This is a genomic window from Sulfobacillus sp. TH-112, from assembly GCF_057473405.1.
Map to the genome: position 1 here is coordinate 1 of NZ_JBYCKN010000022.1, position 25893 is coordinate 25893.

Annotated in this window: 29 protein-coding genes and 1 riboswitch; of the genes, 6 read left to right on the forward strand and 23 right to left on the reverse strand. The window is 53.3% G+C overall.

Annotation, left to right across the window (positions count from 1 at the left end; genetic code table 11):
- Nucleotides 1-150: 150 nt before the first annotated feature.
- The 14 genes from ACOJWD_RS01350 to ACOJWD_RS01415 all read right to left on the reverse strand — a co-directional run bounded on the left by ACOJWD_RS01350 (nucleotide 151) and on the right by ACOJWD_RS01415 (nucleotide 12782).
- Complete coding sequence (locus ACOJWD_RS01350; protein WP_486991425.1) at nucleotides 151-1284, reverse strand: glycosyl hydrolase family 18 protein; 1134 nt, start codon at nucleotides 1282-1284, stop codon at nucleotides 151-153.
- Nucleotides 1285-1348: 64 nt separating this feature from the next.
- Complete coding sequence (locus ACOJWD_RS01355) at nucleotides 1349-2689, reverse strand: APC family permease (protein ID WP_486991426.1); 1341 nt, start codon at nucleotides 2687-2689, stop codon at nucleotides 1349-1351.
- A 4-nt stretch (nucleotides 2690-2693) separates the two neighbouring features.
- On the reverse strand, nucleotides 2694-3035 hold the full coding sequence (locus ACOJWD_RS01360; protein WP_486991427.1) for an SCP2 sterol-binding domain-containing protein: 342 nt from the start codon (nucleotides 3033-3035) through the stop codon (nucleotides 2694-2696).
- Between the two features lie 16 nt (nucleotides 3036-3051).
- On the reverse strand, nucleotides 3052-3948 hold the full coding sequence (locus tag ACOJWD_RS01365; protein ID WP_486991428.1) for a quinate 5-dehydrogenase: 897 nt from the start codon (nucleotides 3946-3948) through the stop codon (nucleotides 3052-3054).
- Nucleotides 3949-4013: 65 nt separating this feature from the next.
- Nucleotides 4014-5495 carry a lysine--tRNA ligase gene (gene lysS, locus ACOJWD_RS01370; RefSeq protein ID WP_486991429.1) on the reverse strand — a complete coding sequence of 494 codons (1482 nt, stop codon included), beginning with the start codon at nucleotides 5493-5495 and terminating at the stop codon, nucleotides 4014-4016.
- Nucleotides 5496-5521: 26 nt separating this feature from the next.
- Nucleotides 5522-5995: a transcription elongation factor GreA gene (gene greA / locus ACOJWD_RS01375; protein WP_486991430.1), complete on the reverse strand. Its 474-nt coding sequence runs from the start codon at nucleotides 5993-5995 to the stop codon at nucleotides 5522-5524.
- Nucleotides 5996-6073: 78 nt separating this feature from the next.
- Nucleotides 6074-6646, reverse strand: coding sequence for a transcriptional regulator (locus tag ACOJWD_RS01380; RefSeq protein WP_486991431.1), 573 nt, complete (start codon nucleotides 6644-6646; stop codon nucleotides 6074-6076).
- Nucleotides 6637-7623 (reverse strand): tRNA dihydrouridine synthase DusB, encoded by a 987-nt coding sequence (gene dusB / locus ACOJWD_RS01385; RefSeq protein ID WP_486991432.1) that lies wholly within the window; start codon nucleotides 7621-7623, stop codon nucleotides 6637-6639. Before dusB ends, ACOJWD_RS01380 begins: the two co-directional genes overlap by 10 nt.
- 81 nt (nucleotides 7624-7704) lie before the next feature.
- Entirely contained in the window at nucleotides 7705-8958 is a 1254-nt protein-coding gene (locus ACOJWD_RS01390) for a hypothetical protein (protein WP_486991433.1), read from the reverse strand.
- A gap of 45 nt (nucleotides 8959-9003) precedes the next feature.
- Nucleotides 9004-9792, reverse strand: a complete 789-nt coding sequence (locus ACOJWD_RS01395; RefSeq protein ID WP_486991434.1) for an enoyl-CoA hydratase/isomerase family protein — start codon at nucleotides 9790-9792, stop codon at nucleotides 9004-9006.
- A 258-nt stretch (nucleotides 9793-10050) separates the two neighbouring features.
- Nucleotides 10051-10440 (reverse strand): rhodanese-like domain-containing protein, encoded by a 390-nt coding sequence (locus tag ACOJWD_RS01400; protein ID WP_486991435.1) that lies wholly within the window; start codon nucleotides 10438-10440, stop codon nucleotides 10051-10053.
- 111 nt (nucleotides 10441-10551) lie between these two features.
- Complete coding sequence (gene rpiA, locus ACOJWD_RS01405) at nucleotides 10552-11217, reverse strand: ribose-5-phosphate isomerase RpiA (RefSeq protein WP_486991436.1); 666 nt, start codon at nucleotides 11215-11217, stop codon at nucleotides 10552-10554.
- 31 nt (nucleotides 11218-11248) lie between these two features.
- Nucleotides 11249-11944: an AIM24 family protein gene (locus tag ACOJWD_RS01410; protein ID WP_486991437.1), complete on the reverse strand. Its 696-nt coding sequence runs from the start codon at nucleotides 11942-11944 to the stop codon at nucleotides 11249-11251.
- A 37-nt stretch (nucleotides 11945-11981) separates the two neighbouring features.
- Nucleotides 11982-12782: a type III pantothenate kinase gene (locus ACOJWD_RS01415; RefSeq protein ID WP_486991438.1), complete on the reverse strand. Its 801-nt coding sequence runs from the start codon at nucleotides 12780-12782 to the stop codon at nucleotides 11982-11984.
- Between the two features lie 172 nt (nucleotides 12783-12954).
- Here ACOJWD_RS01415 and ACOJWD_RS01420 point away from each other — a divergent pair, with 172 nt between their 5' ends.
- The 6 genes from ACOJWD_RS01420 to ribH all read left to right on the forward strand — a co-directional run bounded on the left by ACOJWD_RS01420 (nucleotide 12955) and on the right by ribH (nucleotide 18873).
- A complete protein-coding gene (locus ACOJWD_RS01420) occupies nucleotides 12955-14193 on the forward strand; it encodes a molybdopterin molybdotransferase MoeA (protein ID WP_486991439.1) in 1239 nt (412 codons plus the stop codon).
- Between the two features lie 291 nt (nucleotides 14194-14484).
- On the forward strand, nucleotides 14485-15027 hold the full coding sequence (locus ACOJWD_RS01425; protein WP_486991440.1) for a GNAT family N-acetyltransferase: 543 nt from the start codon (nucleotides 14485-14487) through the stop codon (nucleotides 15025-15027).
- A gap of 161 nt (nucleotides 15028-15188) precedes the next feature.
- Nucleotides 15189-15332: riboswitch (FMN riboswitch) on the forward strand.
- A gap of 73 nt (nucleotides 15333-15405) precedes the next feature.
- Nucleotides 15406-16575 carry a bifunctional diaminohydroxyphosphoribosylaminopyrimidine deaminase/5-amino-6-(5-phosphoribosylamino)uracil reductase RibD gene (gene ribD, locus ACOJWD_RS01430; protein WP_486991441.1) on the forward strand — a complete coding sequence of 390 codons (1170 nt, stop codon included), beginning with the start codon at nucleotides 15406-15408 and terminating at the stop codon, nucleotides 16573-16575.
- Complete coding sequence (locus ACOJWD_RS01435; RefSeq protein WP_486991442.1) at nucleotides 16556-17179, forward strand: riboflavin synthase; 624 nt, start codon at nucleotides 16556-16558, stop codon at nucleotides 17177-17179. The genes ribD and ACOJWD_RS01435 overlap by 20 nt, the downstream gene beginning before the upstream one ends.
- Complete coding sequence (locus ACOJWD_RS01440; RefSeq protein WP_486991443.1) at nucleotides 17172-18377, forward strand: bifunctional 3,4-dihydroxy-2-butanone-4-phosphate synthase/GTP cyclohydrolase II; 1206 nt, start codon at nucleotides 17172-17174, stop codon at nucleotides 18375-18377. Before ACOJWD_RS01435 ends, ACOJWD_RS01440 begins: the two co-directional genes overlap by 8 nt.
- 28 nt (nucleotides 18378-18405) lie before the next feature.
- On the forward strand, nucleotides 18406-18873 hold the full coding sequence (ribH, locus tag ACOJWD_RS01445) for a 6,7-dimethyl-8-ribityllumazine synthase (RefSeq protein WP_486991444.1): 468 nt from the start codon (nucleotides 18406-18408) through the stop codon (nucleotides 18871-18873).
- Here the strand turns inward: ribH and ACOJWD_RS01450 are convergent.
- The 9 genes from ACOJWD_RS01450 to ACOJWD_RS01490 all read right to left on the reverse strand — a co-directional run bounded on the left by ACOJWD_RS01450 (nucleotide 18852) and on the right by ACOJWD_RS01490 (nucleotide 25881).
- Nucleotides 18852-19667 carry a biotin--[acetyl-CoA-carboxylase] ligase gene (locus tag ACOJWD_RS01450; protein ID WP_486991445.1) on the reverse strand — a complete coding sequence of 272 codons (816 nt, stop codon included), beginning with the start codon at nucleotides 19665-19667 and terminating at the stop codon, nucleotides 18852-18854. The two genes, ribH and ACOJWD_RS01450, sit on opposite strands and share 22 nt — an antisense overlap.
- Nucleotides 19637-20137 carry a 2-amino-4-hydroxy-6-hydroxymethyldihydropteridine diphosphokinase gene (gene folK / locus ACOJWD_RS01455; RefSeq protein WP_486991446.1) on the reverse strand — a complete coding sequence of 167 codons (501 nt, stop codon included), beginning with the start codon at nucleotides 20135-20137 and terminating at the stop codon, nucleotides 19637-19639. The genes ACOJWD_RS01450 and folK overlap by 31 nt, the downstream gene beginning before the upstream one ends.
- Nucleotides 20127-20486, reverse strand: coding sequence for a dihydroneopterin aldolase (gene folB, locus ACOJWD_RS01460; protein ID WP_486991447.1), 360 nt, complete (start codon nucleotides 20484-20486; stop codon nucleotides 20127-20129). Before folB ends, folK begins: the two co-directional genes overlap by 11 nt.
- Nucleotides 20479-21318 carry a dihydropteroate synthase gene (gene folP / locus ACOJWD_RS01465; RefSeq protein ID WP_486991448.1) on the reverse strand — a complete coding sequence of 280 codons (840 nt, stop codon included), beginning with the start codon at nucleotides 21316-21318 and terminating at the stop codon, nucleotides 20479-20481. Before folP ends, folB begins: the two co-directional genes overlap by 8 nt.
- On the reverse strand, nucleotides 21315-22715 hold the full coding sequence (locus tag ACOJWD_RS01470; RefSeq protein WP_486991449.1) for an HD-GYP domain-containing protein: 1401 nt from the start codon (nucleotides 22713-22715) through the stop codon (nucleotides 21315-21317). The genes folP and ACOJWD_RS01470 overlap by 4 nt, the downstream gene beginning before the upstream one ends.
- Nucleotides 22716-22794: 79 nt before the next feature.
- Nucleotides 22795-23829, reverse strand: coding sequence for a hypothetical protein (locus tag ACOJWD_RS01475; RefSeq protein WP_486991450.1), 1035 nt, complete (start codon nucleotides 23827-23829; stop codon nucleotides 22795-22797).
- Nucleotides 23830-24124: 295 nt separating this feature from the next.
- Nucleotides 24125-25480 carry an FAD-dependent oxidoreductase gene (locus ACOJWD_RS01480; RefSeq protein ID WP_486991451.1) on the reverse strand — a complete coding sequence of 452 codons (1356 nt, stop codon included), beginning with the start codon at nucleotides 25478-25480 and terminating at the stop codon, nucleotides 24125-24127.
- Between the two features lie 59 nt (nucleotides 25481-25539).
- On the reverse strand, nucleotides 25540-25704 hold the full coding sequence (locus ACOJWD_RS01485; RefSeq protein WP_486991452.1) for an OsmC family protein: 165 nt from the start codon (nucleotides 25702-25704) through the stop codon (nucleotides 25540-25542).
- Nucleotides 25705-25725: 21 nt separating this feature from the next.
- The gene (locus tag ACOJWD_RS01490) at nucleotides 25726-25881 is read right to left on the reverse strand and encodes a hypothetical protein (protein ID WP_486991453.1); all 156 of its coding nucleotides are present in this window, start codon (nucleotides 25879-25881) and stop codon (nucleotides 25726-25728) included.
- Between the last annotated feature and the right edge of the window lie 12 nt (nucleotides 25882-25893).

The window sequence follows — 25893 nt, forward strand, 5'->3', positions numbered from 1 at the left end:
CTCTCCATGACTCTGTTCAATCGTTGGTCGTTCTTGTACTTCATCTTGCGTGGCATGATGATATAGTTTTCAAGGACCGGCACTGTCTTGCGACAGCTTTAATATCTTATCATCGCCACCATTTAAAATCAAGAGATTGAACAAAAATATCTATTGAAGAAAGTCCCAAATTTTTGGATCCTCAATTCCCAAGCGCCATAGCGCGATACCCCGCAAATCATAATCACCCACCAACTGAATCTTATCCAGTAATCCCGACGTATTATCGAACCATACCGAATGTAGCTCACCGTCTTGCACGTACACAAAGTGATTGGCGCTCGCAGACGCTCCGTACTGGGCCGCTAACGCTTCAGCCTGTCCGTAAGTGAGTGCCGCTGCAGGTCCACTTCCCGACCAATCATAGCCATAACCAGGGATCCCTAAAACGACTTTAGCGGGTGGTACAACCGATATTGTATAGTTAAGAACCTCTTTCACCCAACTCGGAGCGGCAATTGGACCAGGACTTCCTCCCGCATAATGCTCGTCATACGCCATAATCATGAGCAAATCCGCATATTGTCCCAATGCTTGATAATTATAGGCACCCGTCCAGCCATTATCGGGTTGATTGCTAGTTTCAGCAGGGACAGAGAGCGTAACATAATAGCCATGGCGATGAAAGGTCTGCGATAAGTCCTTGACAAAGGTGGTAAACGCCTGGCGTTCGTTGGGAGAAATGCCCTCCCAGTCCAAATTCACCCCGTCATAGCCATTTGCCTCAACCAACGTCAACATATTGTCGATGGCTCGATGACTCGCCACCGGAGAGTTTAACAACGGCCCAAACACGGACTGCCCAGCCATGTTTTCGACTAAAGCGAACGTCCATAGGTTGTGCTGTTCGGCAATACTTAATACCGCCGGATTGGTCGATCCTGAAATACTGCCATTGGCGCCGATTTGATACCAGAAGGGAATAATTCCGGTCAACACTGGCAAGTAGTGCTTCAACATGGCTACGGCACTTGCGGCATTGCCGGGATCATCAAAATATCCCAGAACCATCCCCGGCGGCAGTCCTGTGACGGGCGCTTGACCATGGTTGACGCGTGCCACATCCGATACTGAATGAACGCCGACAGATCGTTCCATGCCCGCAAGCATTCCACGATCCCAGGCAGTGATTCCTCGCACCATCAGCCCGCCGACAATAAACAACGCGACCGTGATGGCTAAAACCACCGTGCCCACGGTCCACCGGGAACGCTTTTGCGCCTCTTCTTTCAGATACGCACCCATATCCTTGAATCCCTCCGGATCCAAGATATGCCATATATAGCCAGTTTAGACTCATTCACCCGCACTAGGGTATGCGCGAAATCATCGATGCCGTCTTCCGGCTTTTAAGACGGGGAACAATCTTTCGCACATAAATCAAGGCTAATACCAAAGCCCCCACAAAGAACACTAATGGCCAAGGGAATCCATTCGGGGTCACCGGGGTTAACAAGGCTTCGATACCCAGGCCCAAAAATAAGAGACCGACGATAGCTGGGATTACGGGGTACCCTAGGACGTGAAATGGCCGAGCACGATGGGGCTCGCGTCGTCGCAATGACATGACCAACCAAGATGTGAGCGCATACATCAGCGACTCCACGCCAGCACCGGCATTAATCAGAAAGAGATATTGACTGCTAAAATACACTATCACGGCCAATCCCAAAGAAGCCGCCGCCAAAGCAATCAAAGCGTTTTGTGGCACCAAATGCTTGTTCAAGCGCGAAAACCACACAGGCAGTACACGTTCCCGTGCCAACGCATAGAGAAATCGGCTGGCCGAGAGAAGTCCTCCGTTAAAGGTGGTCATGGCCGTCGTCAAGGTCACCAAAGCCATCCACCAAAATCCAAACGGTCCTAATGCCCTCATTCCCACCAAGAGCTGTGGGATAAAGCTATGACTCAACGCGTGCATGTGAGGAAAGGATAGCGTCAGGGCCAATGAGAACAAACCAAAAGCAATAGCAATCAGCCCTAAGGCAATGAACATCCCGCGCGGAATGGCTCGAGCGTCCTGAAATTCTTCTGCGAGCGGTGTCACCCACTCAAATCCTACAAAAATGAACACCCCAAGAGCTACCGCCTCAAACCAGTTCGACCCAAGATGAAAAAAGTGAAAGGTGGCTAGATGAGGCGTGCGAAAGATCACCAACAAGGAAAACACTATTAAGGTACCGAGCAACACGAACGCATTCCCATCTTGAATGGTTCCTGCCACCTTGATGCCGCGGGAATTACTCCAAGTCACCACAATTAATAACAGTACAATCCACGCCAGAGCAGGCACCCCGGGAATCGCCGCCGAAAAAGTATGCCCTAAAACGAAGGCGTCTGCGGCAATCACAAAAACCACCGTCAATAGATAAACCAGTGAGCTTACTTGCGAGAACTGGTCGCTAACCCCGCGTCGAATCCAGACACGAATGGCGGCAGCAGAAGGAAATAGGCCATTCAGTTCAGAAAAATTAGCCCCGGCAAAAACAATGAGAAAACCGGCCACCAAAATCGCCAACCACGCCGACTGTCCCCCCGCATACTCTGCCACTTCCACGGCAGCCAAAAAATTCACTGCCGCCGAAGCCAATCCGGCACTGGTCGAGACGGCCGTCCGTAACGGTAAAACCCGAGAGAGCGAATTTTGCATACGACTATTCTCCCCAAATTAACAACGTGAGAATATCTAAACGCATCATGTCGTCTTGGTGGCCTTGAACCAATAAGTCTCCGGCATTGTATGGTTCGGTTGGCGTCATTTCCCCAGAAAATATGGCTTCTAAAATAGATTGTGCTGCTCGAATCACCATGTCTGGTTCCTGAAGTGGGCCTTCCCCATATGAAATAAGCCCATTTTCACTCACTAAATAGAACAACGCTGCGCTATCGTCGGCTTGCAATTGAAGTCTTCGGGACCAATCCCGATTCATCTCGCGCAGCCGCGCATTATTATTACACGCACTCACAAAACTTTCTAACGCTTGCGGCAACCTCATTACTAAACTCCTATCGTCAAGATGTTAAATCGCGCACCGTGACACCCATTGGAGCCCGCTCCACGAGATGCGCCCATTCCGCTTGCTGCGGTGTGCACCCTGACACCGCCACCAATGCCGCTTCCATCACATTGGTTCCAAAACTTCTGCCATCTAATACCGGCGTCGTTGTGACTAACCGCCGAATACCGCATTCTTGCAAAAACTCGATATCCCGCGATGTGGTCGTATTGGTAATGATGAGCTTGTCGCCAATGTCGTGAGGAAGGTAGCGGCGAATGTAGTGAAAGTCTCCGGCAATAATCTCAGCGTCATAGAAATATTGCTGATATTGAGGATCTCCAGACGCGAGTTGGGCATCCCCTACCGGATATAGAAGGTTAAATGGCATCTTTACTAATTCCGGAACTAGCTTTTTCGCCAGCTCTGCGAGTTCGGCTGCGGACCGTATGGGGTAATTGATATGGCTAGAAAAAATCAGATCTCCAGCGACTAAGGAATACCCCAAGGCATCAAAGGTCTCCGCCATGCCGAAGCGATCCATCGCGGAGACCATGAGGACCGCTTGATCGCGACGAATCACCCCTTGGCGATCCAAATCACGAATGATGCGACGCTCCAAGGTATCCTTCAGACCACTGCCATCCACTACGGGCGTCCTTTGTGCTGCCGCGGCCAATCGCGCTGCATCACGAATTTCATACCACTGGCCTGCGACAACCAAGTAGCGATCGATGCCTCCTAAGCCGATCGCATCAACGCTACCATCCAATTGGGAGACCATATCAATGGCGATTTCCAAGTCGCCATTGGTCCCGCGACGCTCTAACTGGACGTCCTCGCCGAGAAGTCGCATGGTGACCGAATGATCACGCACGGCACTCCCTAAGCTGACACTCACTACGCGCTTCACCCGGGACCTCCATTCGTGTGCACAAAATTGTACACCGTCATTATAGGTAAGCCCTACGGTTTTGGCTAGTCACTGGAAGCCAAGGGTCGCATGGTCGGAAATAGGATAACGTCTCGAATCGACGCACTATCGGTCAATAGCATCACCAATCGATCGATGCCTAATCCGAGGCCTCCTGTGGGGGGCATACCGTGTTCAAGCGCCGTCAGAAAATCCTCGTCGATGGGAGGCATTTCATCATTGCCTTCAGATCGTGCCAATTGTTGCATGCGAAACCGTTCACGTTGATCTAGGGGATCGTTGAGCTCAGAAAAAGCATTGGCCAATTCTCTTCCCGCCACAAACAGTTCAAATCGCTCCGTGAGATGAGGATTTTGCGGATCACGTTTGGCTAATGGAGATATATCCACTGGGTGATGCCACAAGAAGGTCGGCTGAATAAGGTCCGGTTCTACCACTGAGCCGACAATCTTGTCCATCACTTGGGCTCGATCAAACCCCTTATCCACCGTAATGTGTAGTTTTTCCGCTAATTGGTGTGCCTCTTGCCGCGTATGCACGTCCTCCCAGCGGGTTCCGGTCTTGACATAAAACCGCTCCACTAAATCCACCTGCGCGAACGGCCGCGAGAAATCGAGATGCTGACCTTGATACGTCAAATCGGTGCTACCCATGACGTGTGCGATCAAGCCTCGCAGTAGCGCCTCGGTCAATTCCATGATTCCCTGGTAATCGGTATAAGCCTCATAGAGTTCCAACATCGTAAATTCCGGATTGTGGCGGGTGGAAATCCCTTCGTTACGAAACACTCGTCCGATTTCATACACCCGATCGATGCCGCCGACGATTAATCGCTTGAGATGCAGTTCTAAGGCAATACGAAGATAAAGTGGCATGCCAAGAGCATTGTGATAGGTTGAAAACGGGCGTGCTTCGGTTCCTCCAGCAATCGGTTGCAAAACCGGTGTCTCCACTTCCATATAGCGCCGCTCTTGTAAAAACCGACGAATGTAGGCCAGCGTCTCGGCTCGCACTTCAAATACCCGGCGTACCTCAGGATGAGAAATTAAATCCAAATAACGCTGTCGATAGCGCAAATCCACATTCGTCAAACCATGATGCTTGTCCGGCAAGTCTTGTAGGCTCTTAGAGAGTACCTCCACCTCAGCCGCTTTCACGGACACTTCTTCGCGGCGCGTCTTGAAAACCTCGCCGCTCACCCCAATAAAGTCTCCCAAATCTAATACGTCGAGCAGCGAATACTCCCGTTCTCCCAGCACATCTTCCTGCCAATGGGTCTGAATACGTCCTTTAGTATCGGTGACATCCACGAAGGCCGCGCGCCCATGCTTACGAATCGCGGTTACTCGCCCCGCAATCCGCACCTCCTGCCCTTCATAGTGCGCATAGTCATCTACGATATCCCGACTGAGAGCCGACACATTAAATCGACTGGGTCGATATGGCTCAATACCGCGCAGCCGCAATTCCTTCAATTTTTCTAAGCGTACCTCGCGCGGACTATAGCGTCCTTCCTGTTCTGACACACCAACCCACCCCGCCAGCCAAAAATTTAGGAGATTTTTACCACTTCTAGACGAATCTTCCCCACCGGCGCGGTAACCTCTACCTTCTGCCCCACCGTGGTTCCCATGAGCGCTTTGCCCACAGGTGACTCGTTGGATATGCGGTTTTTGATCGGATCCGCTTCGGTGGCACCAACAAGGATATATTCTTCTTCGACGTCTTCTTCCAAATCGCGTACGGTGACATGCGACCCAATATGCACCACGTTCGGGTCTTGCCCTTTTTCATCTACCACCCGCGCTTGGCGCAACATTTGCTCGAGTGATTGAATACGCCCTTCAATAAACGCTTGCTCATTTTTCGCGTCTTCGTACTCCGAATTCTCGGAAATATCCCCAAACTCCCGTGCGGTCTTGATACGTTCTGCGACTTCCCGGCGCTTCACGGTCGTTAGTTGTTCGAGTTCATTCTCTAATTTCTTTAATCCCTCTGGTGATACTAATAGCTCTTTGTCTGCCATAAGAATCCCTCTCTCTATAAATACCTGATATCATCGCTGTACATCCTATGGATACACAGGACGCCACAATCTCTGGTACTAAATGGAATCATGATTCGACATCACATCACGTTCTCCTGCTTCGTGCAGTTGGACTTTCTTAATGATGGATTCTAACATACCCACATCGACCACCACATCTCGATTTAATGGCGTGTCCCCCAAAATGACCGGAACGACCGAGTGAACATCGAGAAGGGCCGCTAAAAGCCGCACCCGGGCATTGGACGCCATCAAAATCACCGTGTCATACAATCGTATTTTTTTGGCCAAACGAAAGATTTCATCGACTAACTCAATGCCACTACGCGACTCGGCAAAGTCCCGCCGCTCCCAATCGGTCATCAACCACACAAAGTCTACCCCGAGCTCTTCAGTGCGTTTCGAAATCTCGTCGCCGTTAGCAATCGGGAAGCCGATCACGGCAATAGACCGTCCCCGTCGCACCTCCCCTAACGACTCGAGGCGTGAGACTAAGGCGCGATCGAGGCCAAACTCATGAGACACCTCCGCTTGCGATAATCCCCGGGCTCGAGCCTGTAAAATCTCTTCGACCATATTATGTATTTTCTGAACACTAATCAACTTTTCGCCAATACGAATTAATTCCATGTTAATTCCTCATTGCGTGCATGGTGGACCCACTCATCGACCAGCGCCAGCGCGTCCAATTTGGTGGTCAATGCTTGAGCTCGTTTCCGATAATCAGCCGAATCCGCTGTTCCCTTGAGATACCAGGCCAGCTGCTTGCGCATTTCCGGTATGGCCACCTTCTCTCCCTTAATATCGACCATGCGCTCCAAATGCCACCGCGCCATGGCAGCGCGGTCTTCCGCCGTGGGTGGTTCGAGATGTTGCCCGTGTTCAAGATAATAGGTGATACGACGAAAAATCCACGGATCCCCAAATGACGCCCGTCCCACCATGACCGCGTCGGCACCAGTGGTCTCTAACATGCGCAACGCGTCTTCGGGGCTGTTGACATCGCCATTGCCAATCAAGGGGATGCTCAGTCGTTCACGAACCTCACGTATAAACTCCCACTGAGCGGGTCGCACATACTGGTCCGAACGCGTACGCGCATGTAAGGCGATCGCCTTCGCACCCACTTCTTGAAAGCGCTCCGCCAGTCTCGGTGCGGTGATGGAATCGTGATCCCAGCCCGCCCGCATTTTCACAGTCACCGGGATCTTGACGGCTTGAACAACCGCTTCCACTACACGAACAGCCATCACCTCATCATTGAGCAAGGCGGACCCGTCCCCATTTTTCACTACTTTTGCTACGGGACATCCCATATTGATGTCAATCAAGTCAGCACCGTGCCGAAAGGCCTCAATCGCCGCGCTAGCCATCGAATCGGGATCACTGCCAGCAATTTGAATGCCTACTGGGGTTTCATCAGGATCGAGCTCCATCAGCCAATAGCTCTTTTCACTCTTATGGGATAAAGCGTTGGCATTCACCATTTCCGTTGTACAGAGAGAGGCGCCTTGACTGCGAGATATCGCCCGAAATGCCCGATTGGATACTCCCGCCATAGGAGCGAGCAAAATTGGCGGATCCACCACAATGTCGCCAATCTTCACTTGCTCGACCCCCTCTCAAAATTTGCCTAAACATTGTACCACATTTCTTCTATCTTCATTCGATGACTGCACGACCTCATGCTACTCCTCTTCTGGTAAAAATACCGCATCAGGCATCATCGGGCCCATACTCCAAAGCCAGTTCTCTCCGTCGGGAATATCATGGAGTACATTATACACATGTCCTGCCATCACATAATAACCCGGATGTGATTTCATCCAGGGAATAAGGGCTATAGCCTCCGGCTTACTCAAAAATCGGCTCAGCCAAGCCGTTACCTCGTTCACCTCTCCATCTTCCAGCCACAGCCAAGCATCGGCCATGGCCATGGCTCGACGACGCTGCAGCCAACGGGGAAAAAATCTTCCCTGTATGGGTCGCCAGTGGGGCCATACGCTTCCCATGAAGGAGGCGGCAGCCATTAATCCGCCTTCCAGAATCGGGGGGAGGGTCAACGCCCATGTTAACGGCCCAAACGAAGAACGCTTGCGCCAGTACGCTAATACGATGGCCATGGCCCAACTTGAGTCCCGATTATCCCCATGAATCACAAGGTCGCTCGACGACTGAGGGCGTAACCACCAAGTCTCCAGCCCTGGAATGACCACTTCCTGAATATCGAGCGCCTCGCTACGAAAGTCAAGAATGTCTCCTGCAGTCAATATCCGGTCCTGAACAATAGGAGATTCCTTTAGCATCTCTATACGCCGCTGTCTCCATCGGTCCACAGACGGATGAGCGCTAGCCATCCACGGGGTTCGATCCTCATCATCGCGGACGTCTCGCACCCGCCCCATGTAGCCCTCAAGTGCCTCTCGTGAGGCCGAGGAGACCTGACGAAGTTCTCCAGTGTCCCACTCATTGAGGGATTGCGCTAACCGTGCGGCTTCCGCGTCGGTCCGGGCGCGACGCCACACATCCGCGGCACTAACGTCTTTCACTTGACTCAACCATACGCTTAATTTTTCGAGCAATTCGCGGCGCGGGAAGAGTGCCCCGTCGCGATCCAGCATAGTAACCATCGCGAGTATCAGATTCGCCTGTCGAAGCGGTTCGGACGCATCATGGAAACTGCCTCCATGAATACGATTAGCGACGATCCTCCCAAACCTACCCCAATGAAGCACTTCCTGATCGTCGAAATCTAACCCCTCTTGCGCCAATTGTCGCCATTCATCCGCCTCATGAAGGAATGCGGAAGAAGACCATTCTGGAAATAATTCAAGCCCTCCTCCATCCTCCCCCCACCACCATCGCGTCAGCGGATAGCGACGCTGCAAATGCTTCCATATTTTCTGCTCAAGATGGCTCTTCGATGTCCGTTCTCCCGGCATCCTCATTCCTCCTCGGGATAGGGTATGCGAGAAAATTCATCTAGATTATTCTCCTCGAAAGGTTGGCTGACGCTTATTCAAAAACGCCTGGGTCCCTTCGCGACCATCTTCGGAGACGGCCAGATGCGAAAATGCCTTGGCTTCTTCCAAAAGCCCCTCTTCAAGGGGCCAATCACGGCTCTCACGAATTAATCGCTTAGCGGCGTGAAGAGCCAAGGGCGCTTTGCTGGCCAGCACACCAGCCCGGGCCAGACAATCTTCCATTAACCGCTCATGCGGTACGACATAATCCACCAACCCTATTCGTTGTGCCTCCTCTGCCGTCACCGGTTCACCGGAAGCCACCATCCACAAGGCCCGTCCAGGGCCTACCAGTCGGGACAATCGTTGGGTTCCACCAAATCCAGGGATAATCCCCAAATTAATCTCCGGCTGGCCGAGGTGAGCTTTGTCGGAAGCAATGCGCAAATCCAGAGCCATGGCCAACTCCAATCCCCCACCCAGAGCATATCCATTAATCGCAGCAATAAAGAAAATGCGGCTCTGCGCCAGCCGCTCAAACACGTGCTGACCTCGAGTAGCAAACAGCTCTGCGGCCATGGCGTCAGGTATTTGGCTAATCGCCGCAATGTCTGCCCCGGCAACAAAAGCCCGATCTCCAGATCCCGTAATAATCGCCACTCGAATCTCAGGGCTATCTTCGCATTGTTCCACTATCTCTTCCAATTGGTCCAGAACTCCTGTATTCAAGGCATTTAGCGCGCCCTCGCGTGCAATCCGAATTCCCACCACCCCCGACGACAGCGTCTCTAGGTGCACCCACTTTTCACTCATCGATCCATCCTCCTCTTGAATCATTCATTGATCACGTGATGTCACGCGCCATGCTTTAGTATCATGGCTTCAGTGACGATTGCGAGCCGATGTCAGAAGGATCCGGGAACACCAAAAAGCCCCCGTCATTCGGCACTCCCGTGCACCCACAACGTGACTTCCTCTTGAACTCACTCAAGCATCGTTCTTGTTTCCACTGTTCATCAGCACATCGCGGCAGAAAAACTTCGCTGCCGCGATGCCATGACTTATGCCCTTTTACTCAACAGCAAACCCGGCGTCCTTCCACGCTTTCGTCCCACCATCGATAAACGCCACATCACGATAACCCATTTCATGCAGTAAGTATGCGCCCAAGGCAGCTTGACCTCCGGCTCCACAAGTGACCAGCACGGGCCGATCATAGTCCTTCAGTTCAGCTTCTCGCAGGTGTTCAGGCAACTCATGATCGGCGCGAATAGGCAACATGCCGAGGGAAATATTGATGCCTCCTGGAATTAATCCACAGGCACCCAGATCTTCTGCGTCTTGCACATCAATCACTAATGTTTGCGGTTTTTGCGCTAACTTCTCCCGCGCCTCTGCCACACTTAACCCCGTCACATGTTCACGTGCCTTGCCGACTAATTGCCGAAATGTTACTGCCACTTTGCATCTACTCCTCTCGAGAATGGTCGTCATTGCATGCCATTAGTTATGTAGGGTCTTCCATTAATATGGTAACATAGCTCTCGCGGCACCGTACGGCCACGAAGAAATCTATGTCCATTGGCTCACCGTCACCCCATCGCTCACCCATACCACGGTTGGATAGCCCACAAATAATCCCGTATCGACAACCCCCTCCACCAGTTTCAGAGAACGATGGACCGCTCCCGGATTATCTAGCGTATCAAATCGCGCATCTACAATATATAATCCGTCGTCCGTCACGACCGGATCCCCGTTTTCCTGGCGAAGCTGAACCCATGGGCTCATCCTCTTGATACGCTCTCTGGTCTGCCCCCATGCGTACGGTAATATAGCAATCGGAACGGTCACGTTGTGAAAGACCGTCGTTGGCTTTGACGCATCTACCAAAATCCATGCTTCCCGAGACTGCACCATAACTAGCCTCTCCCGGACTAAAGCGCGCCCGCCCCCCTTAATCAGGTCGTGCTCAGCATTTACCGCATCAGCGCCATCAACCGAAAAGTCTAACGTATCAACCGCATCCCACGGTACCAGAGCGACACCCACTTGATGCAGACGCTGTGCACTTTCCGTAGACGCCGCCACACATTGAATCTGTCCCGCATAAGGAGAAAGCGCGTCTATGAAGGCGTCCACGGTGCTGCCGGATCCAATACCAATCGTCATCCCTGGCTTGACGTGAGCGACTGCCATCTCTGCTAGGACATGTTTTGCTTGAGCCCATCGATTCACCACCGCACCTCCCTCAATGCGCGTTGAGACACTAGGTAGATTCCGTATCCAAATACAGTGACATCGACTGCAGCCCTAGTCGTCCCGGACCGGTAAATCGATTCAACATGAACGCTGTCGATGCAAACAATTTCGCCGAAATGTTAATCGGCACGGTCGTCATTTTGACCGTGGGATCCTTATAACACCAGCGACTGGGTTCCACATCTAACGCCTCACCCGCCTGAAGCTCTACCTCGACCAGGTTGCCATGCGCGTGCACCCACACCACCCCTGGTTCACGACCGCTCTTAAAGGTGTCCACAAAAAATCCGTTGCCGCCAAAAAGCCAATTGGCCATCCCTCTCACGCGGTTGAATCCATAGGCTAGAGTACTCGTCGCCGCTAAAAATTGATGCTCGCGCACCTCCAGCATCATCCCGGGTTGAAGGCTGACTCCCACCACTTCTCCCGGCACTCCGCGGCCCAAGGCTAAGCGCCCGCTCCCATGTGCCTTGGCCAAGATAATCGGCATCCGCCCAATCATCCGCTTCATGGCGCCATGAGGAATGGATCCCGTCACCGCGACCGCAGGATCGCGATACATAAGCACATAATGCTCAAAAAACAGGTCGTACGATCCGTTCAGCGACCATTCGACAATTGGCGAAAGTCCGCCTCGCACCCGAAAAGCTATGTCATGCACGTCCCGTATCGCCTCGGCCTGACTCATCTCACGAAATTCCATCGGCAGCCTCCATCTCGAAAAAACAGCAACGGCTTCTCTAGTGCGTCTTGACGGGACGCGATCGGTGGGACGGTCGATCGTGATGCATGAGCCATTCGTCCGCATAGCGCAGCCCTTCCAGTGTCAATCGCGGCTCCAATTGGACTGGTATACTCAAATACGGAGCGATTCTCTGCGACCAGCCGCCGGTCATGATGACCGGTGCATCTTGCCCAACGACATGACGGGTCTTAGAGATCAGTCCTTCTACCATGGCGACAAATCCTTGACCCACACCGGCTTTAATCGCATCTTGGGTATTCTTTCCGATTCCCCAAGGTTCAATCACCGGCATAATGTGGGGCAGTCTTGCTGTCCCCTCGCCTAGCGCTTGGGCTAAAAAGTGAGGTCCCGGTGCAATCGCTCCCCCCATGAAGACGCCATCTACGACCACGTCTACCGTTGCGGTCGTCCCCACATCAACCACGATGACGGAACGCCTCGTCATGTTCCATGCCGCTAAAGCTTCAATAAACCGATCAGGGCCGAGACTTTCAGGAGGATAATCAATGGCCAATCCATAGCCTGGTGGAATCACTTCTTCCGGCTGGGCGAGACTCACGCTTTGCACCACCCCTAAGAAAAACGGCGTCAACAAGGGAACCACCGAAGCCACAATGGCACGGTCAACATGATCAACATGCGACTCCGCTAAGAGCCCTCTCAAAAATAGGCGGTACTCGTCCGGAGTGCGGCGCAAGTCGGTGGCCAAGCGCCATTCTTCGACCCAATGACCGTGACTGAAAAGACCTAATTTAATGTGTGTATTGCCAATATCAATCGCCAAAAGTCGCGACACCGACGCGCCTCCCTTGAGAAATTAGCCTTATGCTACCACAAAATGCCCAGATTTTCGTCGTTGTCCAAAAGTCGCGACATCGCCATTTCGCTTTCGGAGGTGACCGCATTATTTGCTAGAATAGGAGTTATATCGCATCGCGCTTACCATGAAGAGGTTAGGGAGGCTCACCATGCTTATCTCGGTCGAAGAAGCTCAACATCTTATCTTATCGGCCATTACGTGCCGCAAAGAGGCTCATCGTGTCCCACTGGCGCAGGCGTTAGGAGAACGACTGGCTGAAGAGGTCCGCGCCATGGACCCCATACCGCCGTTCACCAACACCTCGATGGATGGCTATGCCGTGTACGCCGAGGACACCCTGGGAGCCACCACAGCCCATCCTATCACGCTCGCCATAATCGGTACGATTCGCGCCGGGCAGCAGGATATGCCTCAGGCGACCCGAGGGCAATGTGTCAAAATCATGACAGGTGCTAAAGTGCCGTCGTGGTCCAATGCCGTTATCCCGATCGAATGGACAGAAACCACCGACGATCATCAATCTGTCCGGCTAACACAATCGGTCACATCGGGCGCGCATCTTCGCTATCAAGGCGAAGACATGGTCGTAGGCGACGCTGTTCTCGCTCCCCACACGCTCATTACTTCCCCGGTAGTGGGCATGCTGGCCACCTTAGGGGTTCATCACCCTGCCGTCATCAAAAGGCCGCGGATTGGCATCTTAGCCACCGGAGATGAGCTACGCGACATCGATCAGCCTTTAGAGGAAGGCACCATTCGCAATTCTAATAGCCATGCGCTATCTGCCGCCATTACAGAGGCGGGTGGCGATCCGGTTCTCTATCCCACAGCACCAGATAATCCCGAAGCCATTCGCCACTTATTTCGTCAAGCGGCGATGGAGTGCGACCTCTTAATTAGTTCGGGAGGCGTCTCGGTAGGAGACTATGACTTTGTGAAACCGGTGATCGAAGAGTTAGGGACACTGCATCTCTGGAGAGTCAATGTCAAACCAGGAAAACCACTGGCATTTGGCTATGTACTGGATAAACCCATCCTCGGCCTTCCTGGAAATCCAGTATCGGCCCTAATCACATTTGAACTATTTGTCCGTCCAGCCATCCGTCTTATGTTGGGAAGCCCCACGTTAATGCGCCCTCAACTATCCCTCCCTCTGGCCCAGGCTTTTACTCAAATTGAGGATCGACGGCATTACGTCCGCACCAAACTAGGGATCCGTCAGGGCGAGCTCTTTTTGCACCCTCACGACAACCAAGGCTCGGCGATTCAAACTTCGTGGCTGGACGTCGACGCACTCATGATTGTTCCAGAACACTCCGGCCCCTATCAGGCAGGCGATGTGCTTTCGGCACTGCTCTTGTCACTGGACCACGTCGAATCGTTGTAGGACAAACATTCGTCAAGAACCACTTTAAGGGCTCGAGAGGTCCAGGGAGTGAAGATTTTTGCATGCGGCTAAGCCAAGACACTGTGTGACCACACGAGCATGATTATGAAAGAAATGTTTCCCCTCGCCGGCACACCTCTTGTCCTCTCCGAGTGCAACCCCATTGGCGATATTAGGGCATGGCAACAATGTGGGGCAACGAGAGAAAACCTAAGCGTAAGACACCAACTCTGAAAGATGGTGCAATGGTTAGCGAACAGTACAATTCATTGGTGAAGGAGACAGGTCGCGATGACACGTGAACGGCAGTCGGATCCGGCGCCTAGGGTTCAACTGCGAATGCTGGGTGAGGAAGCACAGGATTGGGACCGACTTGCCGTCTGGTTTCAAAATCCCCATGTGCGTGAATTTTATCGCGAGGAGCCTAGCATCGTGCAAATTCGAGCCAAATTCGGTCCGAGAACCCAGCCCAATTCCCGGGTACGTCCGCGTATTATTCTTGACGAACGAATTCCGGTCGGGTATGCGCAATTCTATCCTTTGACGGATCAGGAAGTCACAGCGTACCAGTTGCCGTCAACCATCGGCTGGGGCGGATTTGATCTGCTCATCGGAGATCGATCCTATTGGAACCAGGGAATCGGCACCGCTGTGATACAGCACCTCTTCGCAGAAATTACCGCATTGGGACTGAGTCATGTCGCCATCGACACCGCCTATGACAATCTCAGGGCTATTGGACTATACCGAAAAATGGGCTTTGAGAGAGGCCGCCTATTGGAAAAATGGGAAGAAGAAAAAACTCATGTCCTTATGACCCGTGCACTCGGCTAGCTCGGCTCGGAACCATGGGTACAATCCCATGGCCGACTGTCAATTCCACAAAACATAAGACGGTTTGTCTTTGGGCGCCACTCTCGCTCCTCCGCGATTTACCCATGACTCTCATTGACCTTTTGATAAAATCAACATAGTATAGTGATAGACGTGACAATATATACCTTCGGGGCGTGGTGAGGTCTTACGAGACCAATTCCCGACCGGCGGTAATCTCGGAAACGAGTAGCCCGCGAGCCGCAAGGCAGGAGACCGGTGTGATTCCGGCGCCGACAGTACAGTCTGGATGGGAGAAGGTAGACAGCCCACAATAGGGTAACTGTCTCTATTTTCCATCCCCCGAATGGGGGATTTTTGTTGTGGGGAGTTAAAACAATGACAAGTGCGCATATGCATCGAGCATTATCATTAGCACGACGGGGCCTAGGCACGACCTCGCCGAATCCCATGGTGGGAGCGGTGATTGTGAATGCCACCGGGGATATTGTGGGAGAAGGCTACCATAAGAAGGCCGGGGGACCCCATGCCGAAGTGGTCGCGCTGCGTAAAGCGGGCGACCAGGCACGGGGGAATATCCTTTATGTCACTTTGGAGCCATGCAACCACCAAGGACGCACTCCCGCCTGCACGGATGCCATCATTCAAAGCGGCATCACCAAGGTGGTCATCGCCACCCGCGATCCCAATCCTCACGTTAAAGGCGGCGGCATAGAAAAGCTTATGCAAGCGGGGATCGAAGTGACCGTCGGCGATGGCAAAGCCGAGGCGGACGAACTCAATCGGGCTTTCAACACCTGGAGTCGTTTTCATCGTCCCCTGGTCACCCTCAAAGCGGCCATGACCTTGGATGGCAAGATCGCAAGCGTAGAGGGCGAATCAAAATACTTGACGTCCACGTCGGCTCTCCATCATGCCCATGAACTGCGACGCACACATGATGCCATTTTAGTCGGATCGAATACGGTCATCGCAGATAATCCCCGTCTCACCTATCGCGGGTCTAAAAAGGGGACCAATCCGGTCCGCATTGTTCTCGATGGCCGGGGACGGATTGCGGCCGATGCCCTCATTTTCGACGATCCGACCGAGTCGCCTACGCTCATCTTTACGTCACCCGATTCCTCTATTGCGTGGGAGCGGGAGATTTTTAGTGCCGGTGGAGAAGTCATCCGCGTGCATCGCACCCCATCGGGTCATCTTGACCTCAAAGAAATGCTCGCTCATCTCTTTGAGCGCCACATTCTCTCCCTTCTGGTGGAAGGTGGCCCGTCTGTGCATGCCAGCTTTCTCGAACAACACGTGGTGGACGAGTGGGTGGGCTATGTAGCGCCCCTCATTTTGGGCGGTCAAGGCGCCCCTTCTCCCGTCGGAGGCAACGGATTCTCACTGCCTCATGCCCATCACCTCACTATCCATCGCGTAGCCCGGCGCGGCCCAGACGTTATCATTGAAGCACGATATCAGGGTCAAGACGCCCGAGACGCGCATAGCTCCGATGCAGAACACATCGAGAAAGAAGGTTACCATGTTTACGGGTCTCATTGAAACGATTGGCACAGTCACCGACTGTCATCTTGAACCTGACGGGGTGAGCCTTTGGACCACCATTGCGGCACCCTTTTGCCGCGATATCAGCCTTGGTGAATCAATTGCGGTGAACGGTACCTGCCTGACGGTGGTCGAGCGAACGTCGGACACCTTTAGTGCTCAAGTGAGTCCCACCACGCTTCAGATCACCACCTTAAGTGACCTTAAACCTGAAATGGCGGTGAATCTTGAGCGGTCGGTCACTCCGACCACCCGCCTTGGAGGCCACTGGGTCCTCGGACACGTGGATACCCGCGGTACGGTGGAAAGCGTGGTGGAAGACGGCGACACCCATCAGGTCACCGTCACGTATGCTGAGGACTACGATCCCTGGGTGCTCCCCCAAGGATCGATTACGCTCGACGGGGTAAGCCTCACCGTTGTGCATCGCCAGGTGGGAAATCTCCAGGTCACCCTCATTCCGCATACCTTTACTCACACTATTCTTCAGTTCTGGCACGTGGGACACAAGATCAATATGGAATTTGACGTGCTGGGAAAGTATGTCGAGCACCTCACCCGCCCCTATCTCTTGGCCAAAGGAGGTATCCATCATGCATAATTTAGCCTTAAACACCGTCCCCGAAGCAATTTTGGCCATCCAACAAGGCCGCCTGGTGATTGTGGTGGACGATGAATCACGAGAAAACGAGGGCGACTTGGTCATCGCCGCACGTCATGCCACGCCGGATGTCATTAACTTTATGGCGCAGTACGGACGGGGCCTAATTTGTGTTCCCATGATGCCCGATTGGTTGGATCGATTGAATTTGCCACCGATGGTCGCCGTCGCTGAAGACTCAATGAAGACCGCCTTTACCGTATCCGTCGATGCACGCCGAGACACCACTACCGGAATTTCCGCTCACGATCGCGCCCAAACGGTAAAAGTGCTGCTGAATCCGCAATCGACCCCTGAGGACCTGGTGCGACCGGGACATATGTTCCCGCTACGCGCTCAGCCCGGAGGAGTTCTGCGGCGTCCCGGCCATACCGAAGCCAGCATTGACCTCGCGGTATTGGCAGGCTTGGAACCCCTCGCTGTCATCTGCGAGATCATGAATCCTGACGGCACCATGGCACGCTTGCCGCAATTGGTCGAATTTCACGAGACCCATCACATTCCCATTATTACTATTCAAGACCTCATCCGGTTTCGCCGGGCTGAAGAGGTGCTCTATACACGAGAAGCTGAGACGACATTACCGACACGGTATGGCACCTTTCGGGCGATTGCCTATACTGAAAAGCTAAACAATGCGACCCACTTGGCTCTCACGATGGGGGATATCCGATCGGATGCACCGGTCCTCACACGCGTGCATTCGGAATGCCTCACCGGCGACGTCTTGGGGTCGTTACGATGCGATTGCGGTGAACAACTAGACCAGGCCTTGCGTCAAATCGCGGAAGCGGGCCGGGGCGTTCTACTCTATATGAGACAAGAAGGCCGAGGTATCGGTCTGGCCAATAAAATCAAAGCGTATGCGCTCCAAGAAACGGGCCTCAATACCGTAGAGGCCAATCTCGCTCTAGGGTTTCCTCCCGATATGCGAGACTATGGCGTCGGGGCACAAATTCTGGCCGATTTAGGTATCCACGAAATCCGTCTATTGACGAATAATCCCGACAAATATTATGCGCTTGAGGGATTTGGCCTCACCATTGTCGAGCGAGTACCGATTGAAGTCGCCCGGCGCCCGGAGAATAACCAGTACTTGAAAACCAAAAAAGAACACATGGGGCACTGGATTTCGTAATTCCCCAGATAAAAAGGAGATTTAGCCGATGTCAGCAATGGAAGGCCAGTGGTCTATCACGGCACCTGTACGATTTGCCCTGGTGGTCAGTCGATTTAACGAATCGATTTCGTCTCTCCTTCTTACCGGTGCGCATGGCACACTGGTACGATTAGGCATCGATGCACGCGCGATCGATACCATATGGGTTCCTGGAGCATTTGAAATTCCCGGCGTGGTACGGCGGATTTATCACCAATACGACGCAGTTATCACGCTTGGGGCCATCATACGAGGTGAAACAGCCCATTTCGACTATGTCGCGGGGTCGGCGACTCAGGGTGTGGCCAGCCTAGCCCATCTCGGAGAAAAACCCATTATATTTGGCATCCTCACCTGTAATACCATGGAAGAGGCCCAAGCTCGTGCCGGTGGAAAAGCCGGCAACAAAGGGAGCGAAGCGGCCGTGTCCGCCATCGAAATGTTGACCCTCTATCAAAACCTGTCCGGAGCGTAACGACCGTCTGCTAACCGAATGCTGACCTCTCCCGCAATCACTGTGTGAAGATGGCCGTCCGCTCGCACTAAAAGCGCCCCATCCGTGTCAATCGCCTCGGCCACCCCGACAACGTCATCCTGGCCGGGGCGAGTGACCTTCACGCACTCTCCGAGCGTCGCACTGTATTTGGCCCATTCAGCCGTTAACCAGACATTACCCTCAATCATCCAGGTGGCATAGACCTCTTCCAAGACCTGGAGAAGATGCACCACCAAATCTTCACGAGAAAGAACCCCGCTCCATTCATCCTGGAGCGAGGTGGCATGTACAATGCCGATAGTCTCGCCATGGAATACGTTAAGGCCGATCCCCATCACACACCAGGGCGATGGCTGAAGGCCCGCCTCCACTAAAATTCCACAAAACTTCTTCCCATGAATCACGCCGTCGTTTGGCCACTTCATACGGGCGTCCAATCCCGTTAACGCCCGCACCGTGCGGATTACCGCAATACCAGCTAAAAGGCTCTGCAGTCCCGTCAAGTACGTTCTCGGAGGCTCAAGTAAAATCGACAGATAAATGTTTTGCCCCGCAGGAGAGTGCCAGACTTTCCCTAGGCGCCCTCTTCCTTGAGTCTGTTGATCAGCCCAGACGACGGCCCCATGACGGGCCCCCATTTCGAGTCGCGCCTGCTTTGCATATCGATTGGTGGAATCGACCTGGTCCAACACCGTGACGGGATGCCCTAGCCAATCGGTGCGGAGTTCTTGCTCAATATGTCTCATACGCCAAGAGAGTCGCTCAGTGGACAAAGCCGATGCACCTCCTGTGTCGAGACCTCATCAAGCATAGCGCCGATATGATCTCCTCCGGTAAACAGAAAATCAGGGAAAAGCTCTTGGAGAGGCTCTAAGACAAAACGGCGTGTAGTTAGTCGTGGATGGGGCAACACCAGTTCGGGCGTGTCCATCGTCACCTCGCCGTATACCAACAGATCTAAATCCAACGTGCGTGGGCCCCACCGCTCCCGGCGCGATCGTCCAAACCGTCGCTCTATTTGCATTAACAAGTGCAATAGTGTCAACGGCGTCCACACAGTGGAAATTCCCACCACCGCATTCCAGTAGTCAGGTTGCATCGGTCCACCCTGGGGACGGGAGAGATACAGCGACGAGAAGGCCGGCGACTGCCCCAGATGCGCCACCGCCAAAGCGGCCACGCGCATGGTGGTAGCACAATTCCCCCAGTTGCACCCCAGACCAATATACGCTCTAGTCGTCAAAGTCGATCTCCACCTCCGCACCATGAGACGCCATGCCGATCGGCGGATTCACTTTTCTCACCCGCACCGCCACCGCCTCAATTTTTGGATCCAACGCCAATATGGCGGCACGAATGCGATAGGCGAGAGTCTCCAAGAGATGCACAGACGGCCCCTTCATCACGCGTTCGATGGCGCTGACGACTAGTCCATAGTGAACCGTGTCCTTCAGTGAGTCCGTCTCTCCGGCCACTTGGACATTGACTTTCATCCGCACATCGATCTGAAATTCTTGTGCCACCGTCATTTCATGCGATAATGCGCCGTGACACGCATAAAACTGCAGCCCATATAGATTAATCCTACCCACTGTTATCCGTCCATTTCCGTGCCACGTGAATGGCCTGACGACTGAACCCAGGATTATGCACCCTCAGTACATCGGCCCCACTGGTCGCTAAAAATCCCGACAGCATTGCCGTCGCGACATCCCGCTCCGCTGCCCGCGATTCTCCGCTCACAGTACCGAGAAAGCGCTTACGGCTGTGCCCGACTAATACTCCCGCCCCGATATCTGCCAAATCCTTTAGATGATGAAGCATCGTCCAACTGCTCTCCCCTTGAATCCGAAATCCAATCCCGGGATCAACCAGAATCGCCGATGGTGAGATACCATAACGCGACGCGGCACCCATCTTTTGGCGAAAAAATGACTTTACCTCTTCGACGGTGACCGTATTCTCTGTAAAAGCTTGGTTAAACATCATGATGGCTCCTGCGCCCGCCGCGCCGATGGCCTCCACCATTCCCGGATCTTGGGAGAACCCCCAGATATCATTAATGATATCTGCCCCGTCTTCAAGCGCCCGTCGGGCGATTTCGGACTTCTGCGTGTCCACCGAGATCACCCGGTCGGGGAACCTCGCGCGCAAGGCCTGTAACACGGGCCTCAGCCGACGCCACTCTTCATCCATCGTAATGGGCACATATCCGGGGCGCGTAGATTCTGCCCCAATATCCAGTCCATCAGCCCCCTCTTCAAACACCCGCGTGGCGTGCTCTAATTGATACACAGGGTCCTCGTTGTACGCACCACCATCAGAAAAGGAATCTGGTGTGACATTCATGATCGCCAATAGATAGACTTTTTCGCCACCTAGAGACCAGGTGCCACGCCGAAAGTGAAATTCGCGCGTCCTCACAGCGACACCTCGCCAGTCAACACGAGCGGTAGATCTCCTAGATCCAAGGGATGCGGCAATCCTTCTAAGGCATCGACAGCATCAGCGTTGAGCCGCGTACCAACATCCGGTCGCATGATTTTTAGGGCCTCCTCCGCACTCATTTCACCCCGATAGGGTCGAGCGGCGGTCAGTGCATCAAACACATCGGCAACAGCCACAATTTGAGAGAGCAGAGGGACGTCACCTCCTCCGAGATGACGAAAATATCCTGACCCGTCCAAACGTTCGTGGTGGCAAGACGCGACAAAGGCAATGTCGCGGAGCGATTCTAAGGGTTCAAGCACCTGGTAGGTTAAGTCGGGATGCTTTTCCATGATGCGTCGCTCCTCGGAAGAGAGCCTACCTGGTTTATCGAGAATCACATTTGAGACGCCGAGCTTGCCTAAATCATGAAAATACCCTGCCAATAGAACCCGATCCTGCTCCGCCGGTGAAAGCAGCATGGCTTGAGCGATACGCTTAGCGTACTGCGCGGTGCGGATGGAGTGCAGTCGTGTCCAGGGAGACTTCGCGTCCACAATCTGCCCAAATATCTCTGCCGTACGAATAAGATCACCAACCGCTGCAAGCCCTTGGGATACATTAGGAAATACAGATTCGAGTGCATGGGGATGAGTAATCTGCGACAACTCATGAAAAAATGCCGGCGAAGACGAAATCGTGAGAAACAAATCCACCAGTTCGGGATCGAACCAGGTCCCGCGTCGCTCAGATACGACAGAACGGGCAGCAGCTGGCCCGCGACGGGACCAAAAAATTTCGGCGGTCTGAGCCAGCAAAAGAATACGCGCCATTAAAGGAATCTCACGCCCGCTGATGCCCCGCGGAGATCCAGCGCCATCCCAGTGCTCATCGAGATTTAATACCGCATCGGGTACATCACCTCGCCATCCCAACTGGTTGACTAATTGTGCTCCTCGGGTGCACCGCAATTCCACCAATTGCTGCGAGGCAGAAATCCCGCGCCGAGAGAGCGCCACCATTTGCTGAAAACGGCGGACCAATGGCTCTCCTGGCGCTGCGTGGCGTACCGCATAGAGCACCGCGTCGGCCATTCGAGACCAATTGACCACTTTCAAATCCATCTTCGCCGAGTGGTCGTCCGTACCAAACCAGGAACTCACTTGAGCGGCATTGGAGGAGCATCCGGCGTCCTTCAACAACAACGCATAATAGAGTTCGCTTGCCGTATCATCCGTTAATTTCAGCGCTTGTCCCACTTTCATGCCAATCCAACAGGCGCGAATGGAGTGCCCCATGGGCTCTCCTTCCGTCAAGTCCAAGGCGCGTGACAATCCCGCAATCAACTCTGAGGATGTGACTTCTAATGGTTTCTCTCTATCCGCGATAAACATGCATTCTCCTCCCCAATGGGTCAAGAATACCATCGGATGGGTAGGAGAGGAAATCCGAAACTCGTTATCCTAAAAATGCTTAAAAAAACACCCACTTCCAGACCTTATGGACTTCTGGTCGATAGGGTCGAATGCCAAAGTGCGTCACCGTGGTCGCATCCCAATATACGGCACCCGAGGGCAGTACCACACCATAGGTGGTAGCATAGAGCGGCACGGCGGCGACACCTAGAGTCGCCACGGTATGTCCGCTCGAGTTGTCTATGATGATGCGTGCGTGATGAGGCACGTGCATATTTACGGCCAAGTATACCCACCCTTCTTGGTTCACCCCAAGAAGCGCACTATCCCGGATCGGAGCCTCACTGCGTATAACGAGTTGCCCTAAATATGTGCCATTCTTCTTATAGATATGGATCACCCGTACCCGAGGACTATTGCCGTACGATTCAACATAAATATGGCCGTTTGGAGCCACGGTAAAGTTGCGAATGGGTTCAGTAATCGTACCACCCGAAAGCGGCAGGAGGTCTGGATCCCGTTGCCCCTCAGAAGACGCTAGACGTCGGACCAGTCGTCCTTTCAGAGTATATTCATCAATCCAGGTGGCAAACGCACCTTGCCCCAACTTAACCTGCTCCACAAAAAGTCCGGCTCGAGGCGAAACAGCTAGGTTCCAGAGCGCCTCACTATAGCCCTTATGCGCACGAAATTGCACCAACTTGTGCAAATGCATTCGATCGGATTCCCATAGAGCTAAGGTCCGATTGTCTGTCATAACCACTTGACCTGCTGGAGTCATCGCAATGTTTTCCAACATTTGGCCCGTCGTGGGCACCACCACCAAACGTCTATGATGGAATATCATCAACCGTTCACGATAACTATCCGCGACCACCACTGTTGATGCATTGACCGCAAAGGTGAGCGGCCCATACAGCCGACCATCGATGCCCACGGCCCGTCCTACGGCATCAGGAGCGTCACCAAAGGGTAGTGTCACCACGTCCTTTCCCGGAACAAAGGTTAATACCCTCACTTGGCGAAACCCCACCAATACAACGAGAATAACAGAAATGATGAATCCGACAATCAATAATGGCAGCCGTGGCATCAAGAGTCCCCCCTTCCGAACCCTATGCAGCCAAGCGTTGATCTAGAAAGAGAGGAGGGAAATTCTTAGCGATGCCGGTGATGCAACAGTAAATGCCTCCTCGCAAGAGACCGAACAAGGATATCCTACTTTGGTGCTTGATATGGCGTTCCGCGGATGGCGACTACCACTGCGATACGCCGTGACCGGTCGTGGTCCATAGCGTATCCGTTTATACAATTCTAGGAGCGACCATTCTCTGACAGAATACTCCCTCTCCCATTTCTATATGACATAATTTGCAAACAAAACAATATCACTTATCCGCCTCGCGAACCCAATGGTCGCAGGCCATTTGCACCGCATCCCAGGGACTCCCCAAGGGGGGCGTATAGCTTAGATCGACATCAAGAAGTTGGGCTACCGTCATCTGGTGGTATAAAGCTGTCGCATAGACATCAATACGTTTGGCCACCCCTGCTTGCCAGTGGCCCATGATTTGGGCACCCAATAGCCGACCGCTTCGAACATCTCCTGTAACGCGAACATGTAGCTCCTTGGCCCCTGGATAGTATGCCTTGTGGTCCCACGTAGTGAAGGCTACTGTTTTGGGGTAAAAGCCCGCCGCGACCGCCTCGTGATCCCGAAACCCGGTTCGTGCCATCGCCCAGTCAAAGACTTTCACCACTTGCGTCCCGAGTGATCCCGCAAATTCGGCATGACCACCTGCAGCATTTTCTCCAGCAATTCGTCCTTGTTTGTGCGCGGTCGTCCCAAGGGGGAGGTATGTAGCCTGGGACAATAAGCGATGGTAGGTTTCCACGCAATCTCCAGCGGCGTAGATATCCGGCAACTTTGTTGCCATGGCGCGATCCACTGGAATCGCTCCTTTGATACCCAGGGAGATGCCCGCCTGCTTGGCCAGGTTGGTGACCGGTTGGACCCCGACGACTACGAGCACCATGTCCACATCTTGTGCGAAATCGGGCTCCCCCGCCACACGAAGCCCCGAATCCATCCTTTCGATCTGGCGAATTCGCACACCGGTCCGCACGTCCACGCCATGCTCTGTCACGTGTTGACCCAATTGGATTCCCAATTCGATGTCAACCGTGGGTAATACGGCGGGAGCCTGTTCAACCACTGTCACAGAAAGTCCCCGATGCTGCAAGGCATCAGCCATCTCCAAGCCAATATACCCGGCACCAATGATTAGGGCATGGTGCGGTCGATGAGTCTCTAAAAATTCTTGCACCGCAAAAGCATCTTCCATACTATGCAGGAGAAATACGCCAGGTTGATCCATACCGGAAATCGATGGGAGAATCGGTTCCGCCCCGGTGCTGATGACAAGACGGTCATAATGCAGTTCATGAGTTCTCTTGCTTGACTCCTGCACCACCACAGTGTGCCTTTCGGGACGAATCTCCAACGCGCGGGTATTCAGGTGAACCGCAATTCCACTGGCTTCAATATCGGCCAACGTCCGATGCGCCAGTTGACCCCAGTGTGGCACCTCGCCACTCACGTAAAACGGCAATCCACATATACTATAGTTGGGAAAACCGTCTGCCACCAGCATGGTAACCGATGCAGAGGGATCGACTTCTCGTACTCGAAGAGCGGCACTCACTCCTGCGTCACTTCCGCCAATAATTAGAATTGATGACATCATAGACTCCTCCTACTGCGTAGTTCTCACGCTCTTCCGTGTGACGGTGCCGGACACCGTCATCGTCGCGGCCAGGTTTGATACACCGTGCTATTTTTCTTCGCCATCTCAACAAGGCGAGCCACACGCTCATCCGGGATGGCCGTCTCTACCCAAAGGTGATAGTTGGCTGACACTAACTGCGGCGGCTTGTCTTGCCGTGTTCCCGTCACCTCGATCTCCATCTCCTCCAGGGACACTCGGGATCACTCTGCCACCATCGCCGACAATAGAGTTTCTACCGGGTTAAACCCCGCAGTCTCGTCTCCTCGCTTTGCCCCCAATGTGAGGTGAAAGGAACGCGTCGTGGCGATCACCTGTTGTGCGCTCTCTCGTCGCACCTGCACCTGATATGTTTGCATCATTCACCCCCC

Coding starts and splice junctions, on each gene's coding strand:
- ACOJWD_RS01350 (WP_486991425.1), bottom strand. CDS start 1,284: ATGGGTGCGTATCTGAAAGAAGAGGCGCAAAAGCGTTCCCGGTGGACC.
- ACOJWD_RS01355 (WP_486991426.1), bottom strand. CDS start 2,689: ATGCAAAATTCGCTCTCTCGGGTTTTACCGTTACGGACGGCCGTCTCG.
- ACOJWD_RS01360 (WP_486991427.1), bottom strand. CDS start 3,035: ATGAGGTTGCCGCAAGCGTTAGAAAGTTTTGTGAGTGCGTGTAATAAT.
- greA (WP_486991430.1), bottom strand. CDS start 5,995: ATGGCAGACAAAGAGCTATTAGTATCACCAGAGGGATTAAAGAAATTA.
- ACOJWD_RS01380 (WP_486991431.1), bottom strand. CDS start 6,646: ATGGAATTAATTCGTATTGGCGAAAAGTTGATTAGTGTTCAGAAAATA.
- ACOJWD_RS01390 (WP_486991433.1), bottom strand. CDS start 8,958: ATGCCGGGAGAACGGACATCGAAGAGCCATCTTGAGCAGAAAATATGG.
- ACOJWD_RS01395 (WP_486991434.1), bottom strand. CDS start 9,792: ATGAGTGAAAAGTGGGTGCACCTAGAGACGCTGTCGTCGGGGGTGGTG.
- ACOJWD_RS01410 (WP_486991437.1), bottom strand. CDS start 11,944: ATGGAATTTCGTGAGATGAGTCAGGCCGAGGCGATACGGGACGTGCAT.
- ACOJWD_RS01420 (WP_486991439.1), top strand. CDS start 12,955: ATGCTTATCTCGGTCGAAGAAGCTCAACATCTTATCTTATCGGCCATT.
- ACOJWD_RS01425 (WP_486991440.1), top strand. CDS start 14,485: ATGACACGTGAACGGCAGTCGGATCCGGCGCCTAGGGTTCAACTGCGA.
- ribD (WP_486991441.1), top strand. CDS start 15,406: ATGACAAGTGCGCATATGCATCGAGCATTATCATTAGCACGACGGGGC.
- ACOJWD_RS01435 (WP_486991442.1), top strand. CDS start 16,556: ATGTTTACGGGTCTCATTGAAACGATTGGCACAGTCACCGACTGTCAT.
- ACOJWD_RS01440 (WP_486991443.1), top strand. CDS start 17,172: ATGCATAATTTAGCCTTAAACACCGTCCCCGAAGCAATTTTGGCCATC.
- ribH (WP_486991444.1), top strand. CDS start 18,406: ATGTCAGCAATGGAAGGCCAGTGGTCTATCACGGCACCTGTACGATTT.
- ACOJWD_RS01470 (WP_486991449.1), bottom strand. CDS start 22,715: ATGTTTATCGCGGATAGAGAGAAACCATTAGAAGTCACATCCTCAGAG.
- ACOJWD_RS01475 (WP_486991450.1), bottom strand. CDS start 23,829: ATGCCACGGCTGCCATTATTGATTGTCGGATTCATCATTTCTGTTATT.
- ACOJWD_RS01480 (WP_486991451.1), bottom strand. CDS start 25,480: ATGTCATCAATTCTAATTATTGGCGGAAGTGACGCAGGAGTGAGTGCC.
- ACOJWD_RS01485 (WP_486991452.1), bottom strand. CDS start 25,704: ATGGAGATCGAGGTGACGGGAACACGGCAAGACAAGCCGCCGCAGTTA.
- ACOJWD_RS01490 (WP_486991453.1), bottom strand. CDS start 25,881: ATGCAAACATATCAGGTGCAGGTGCGACGAGAGAGCGCACAACAGGTG.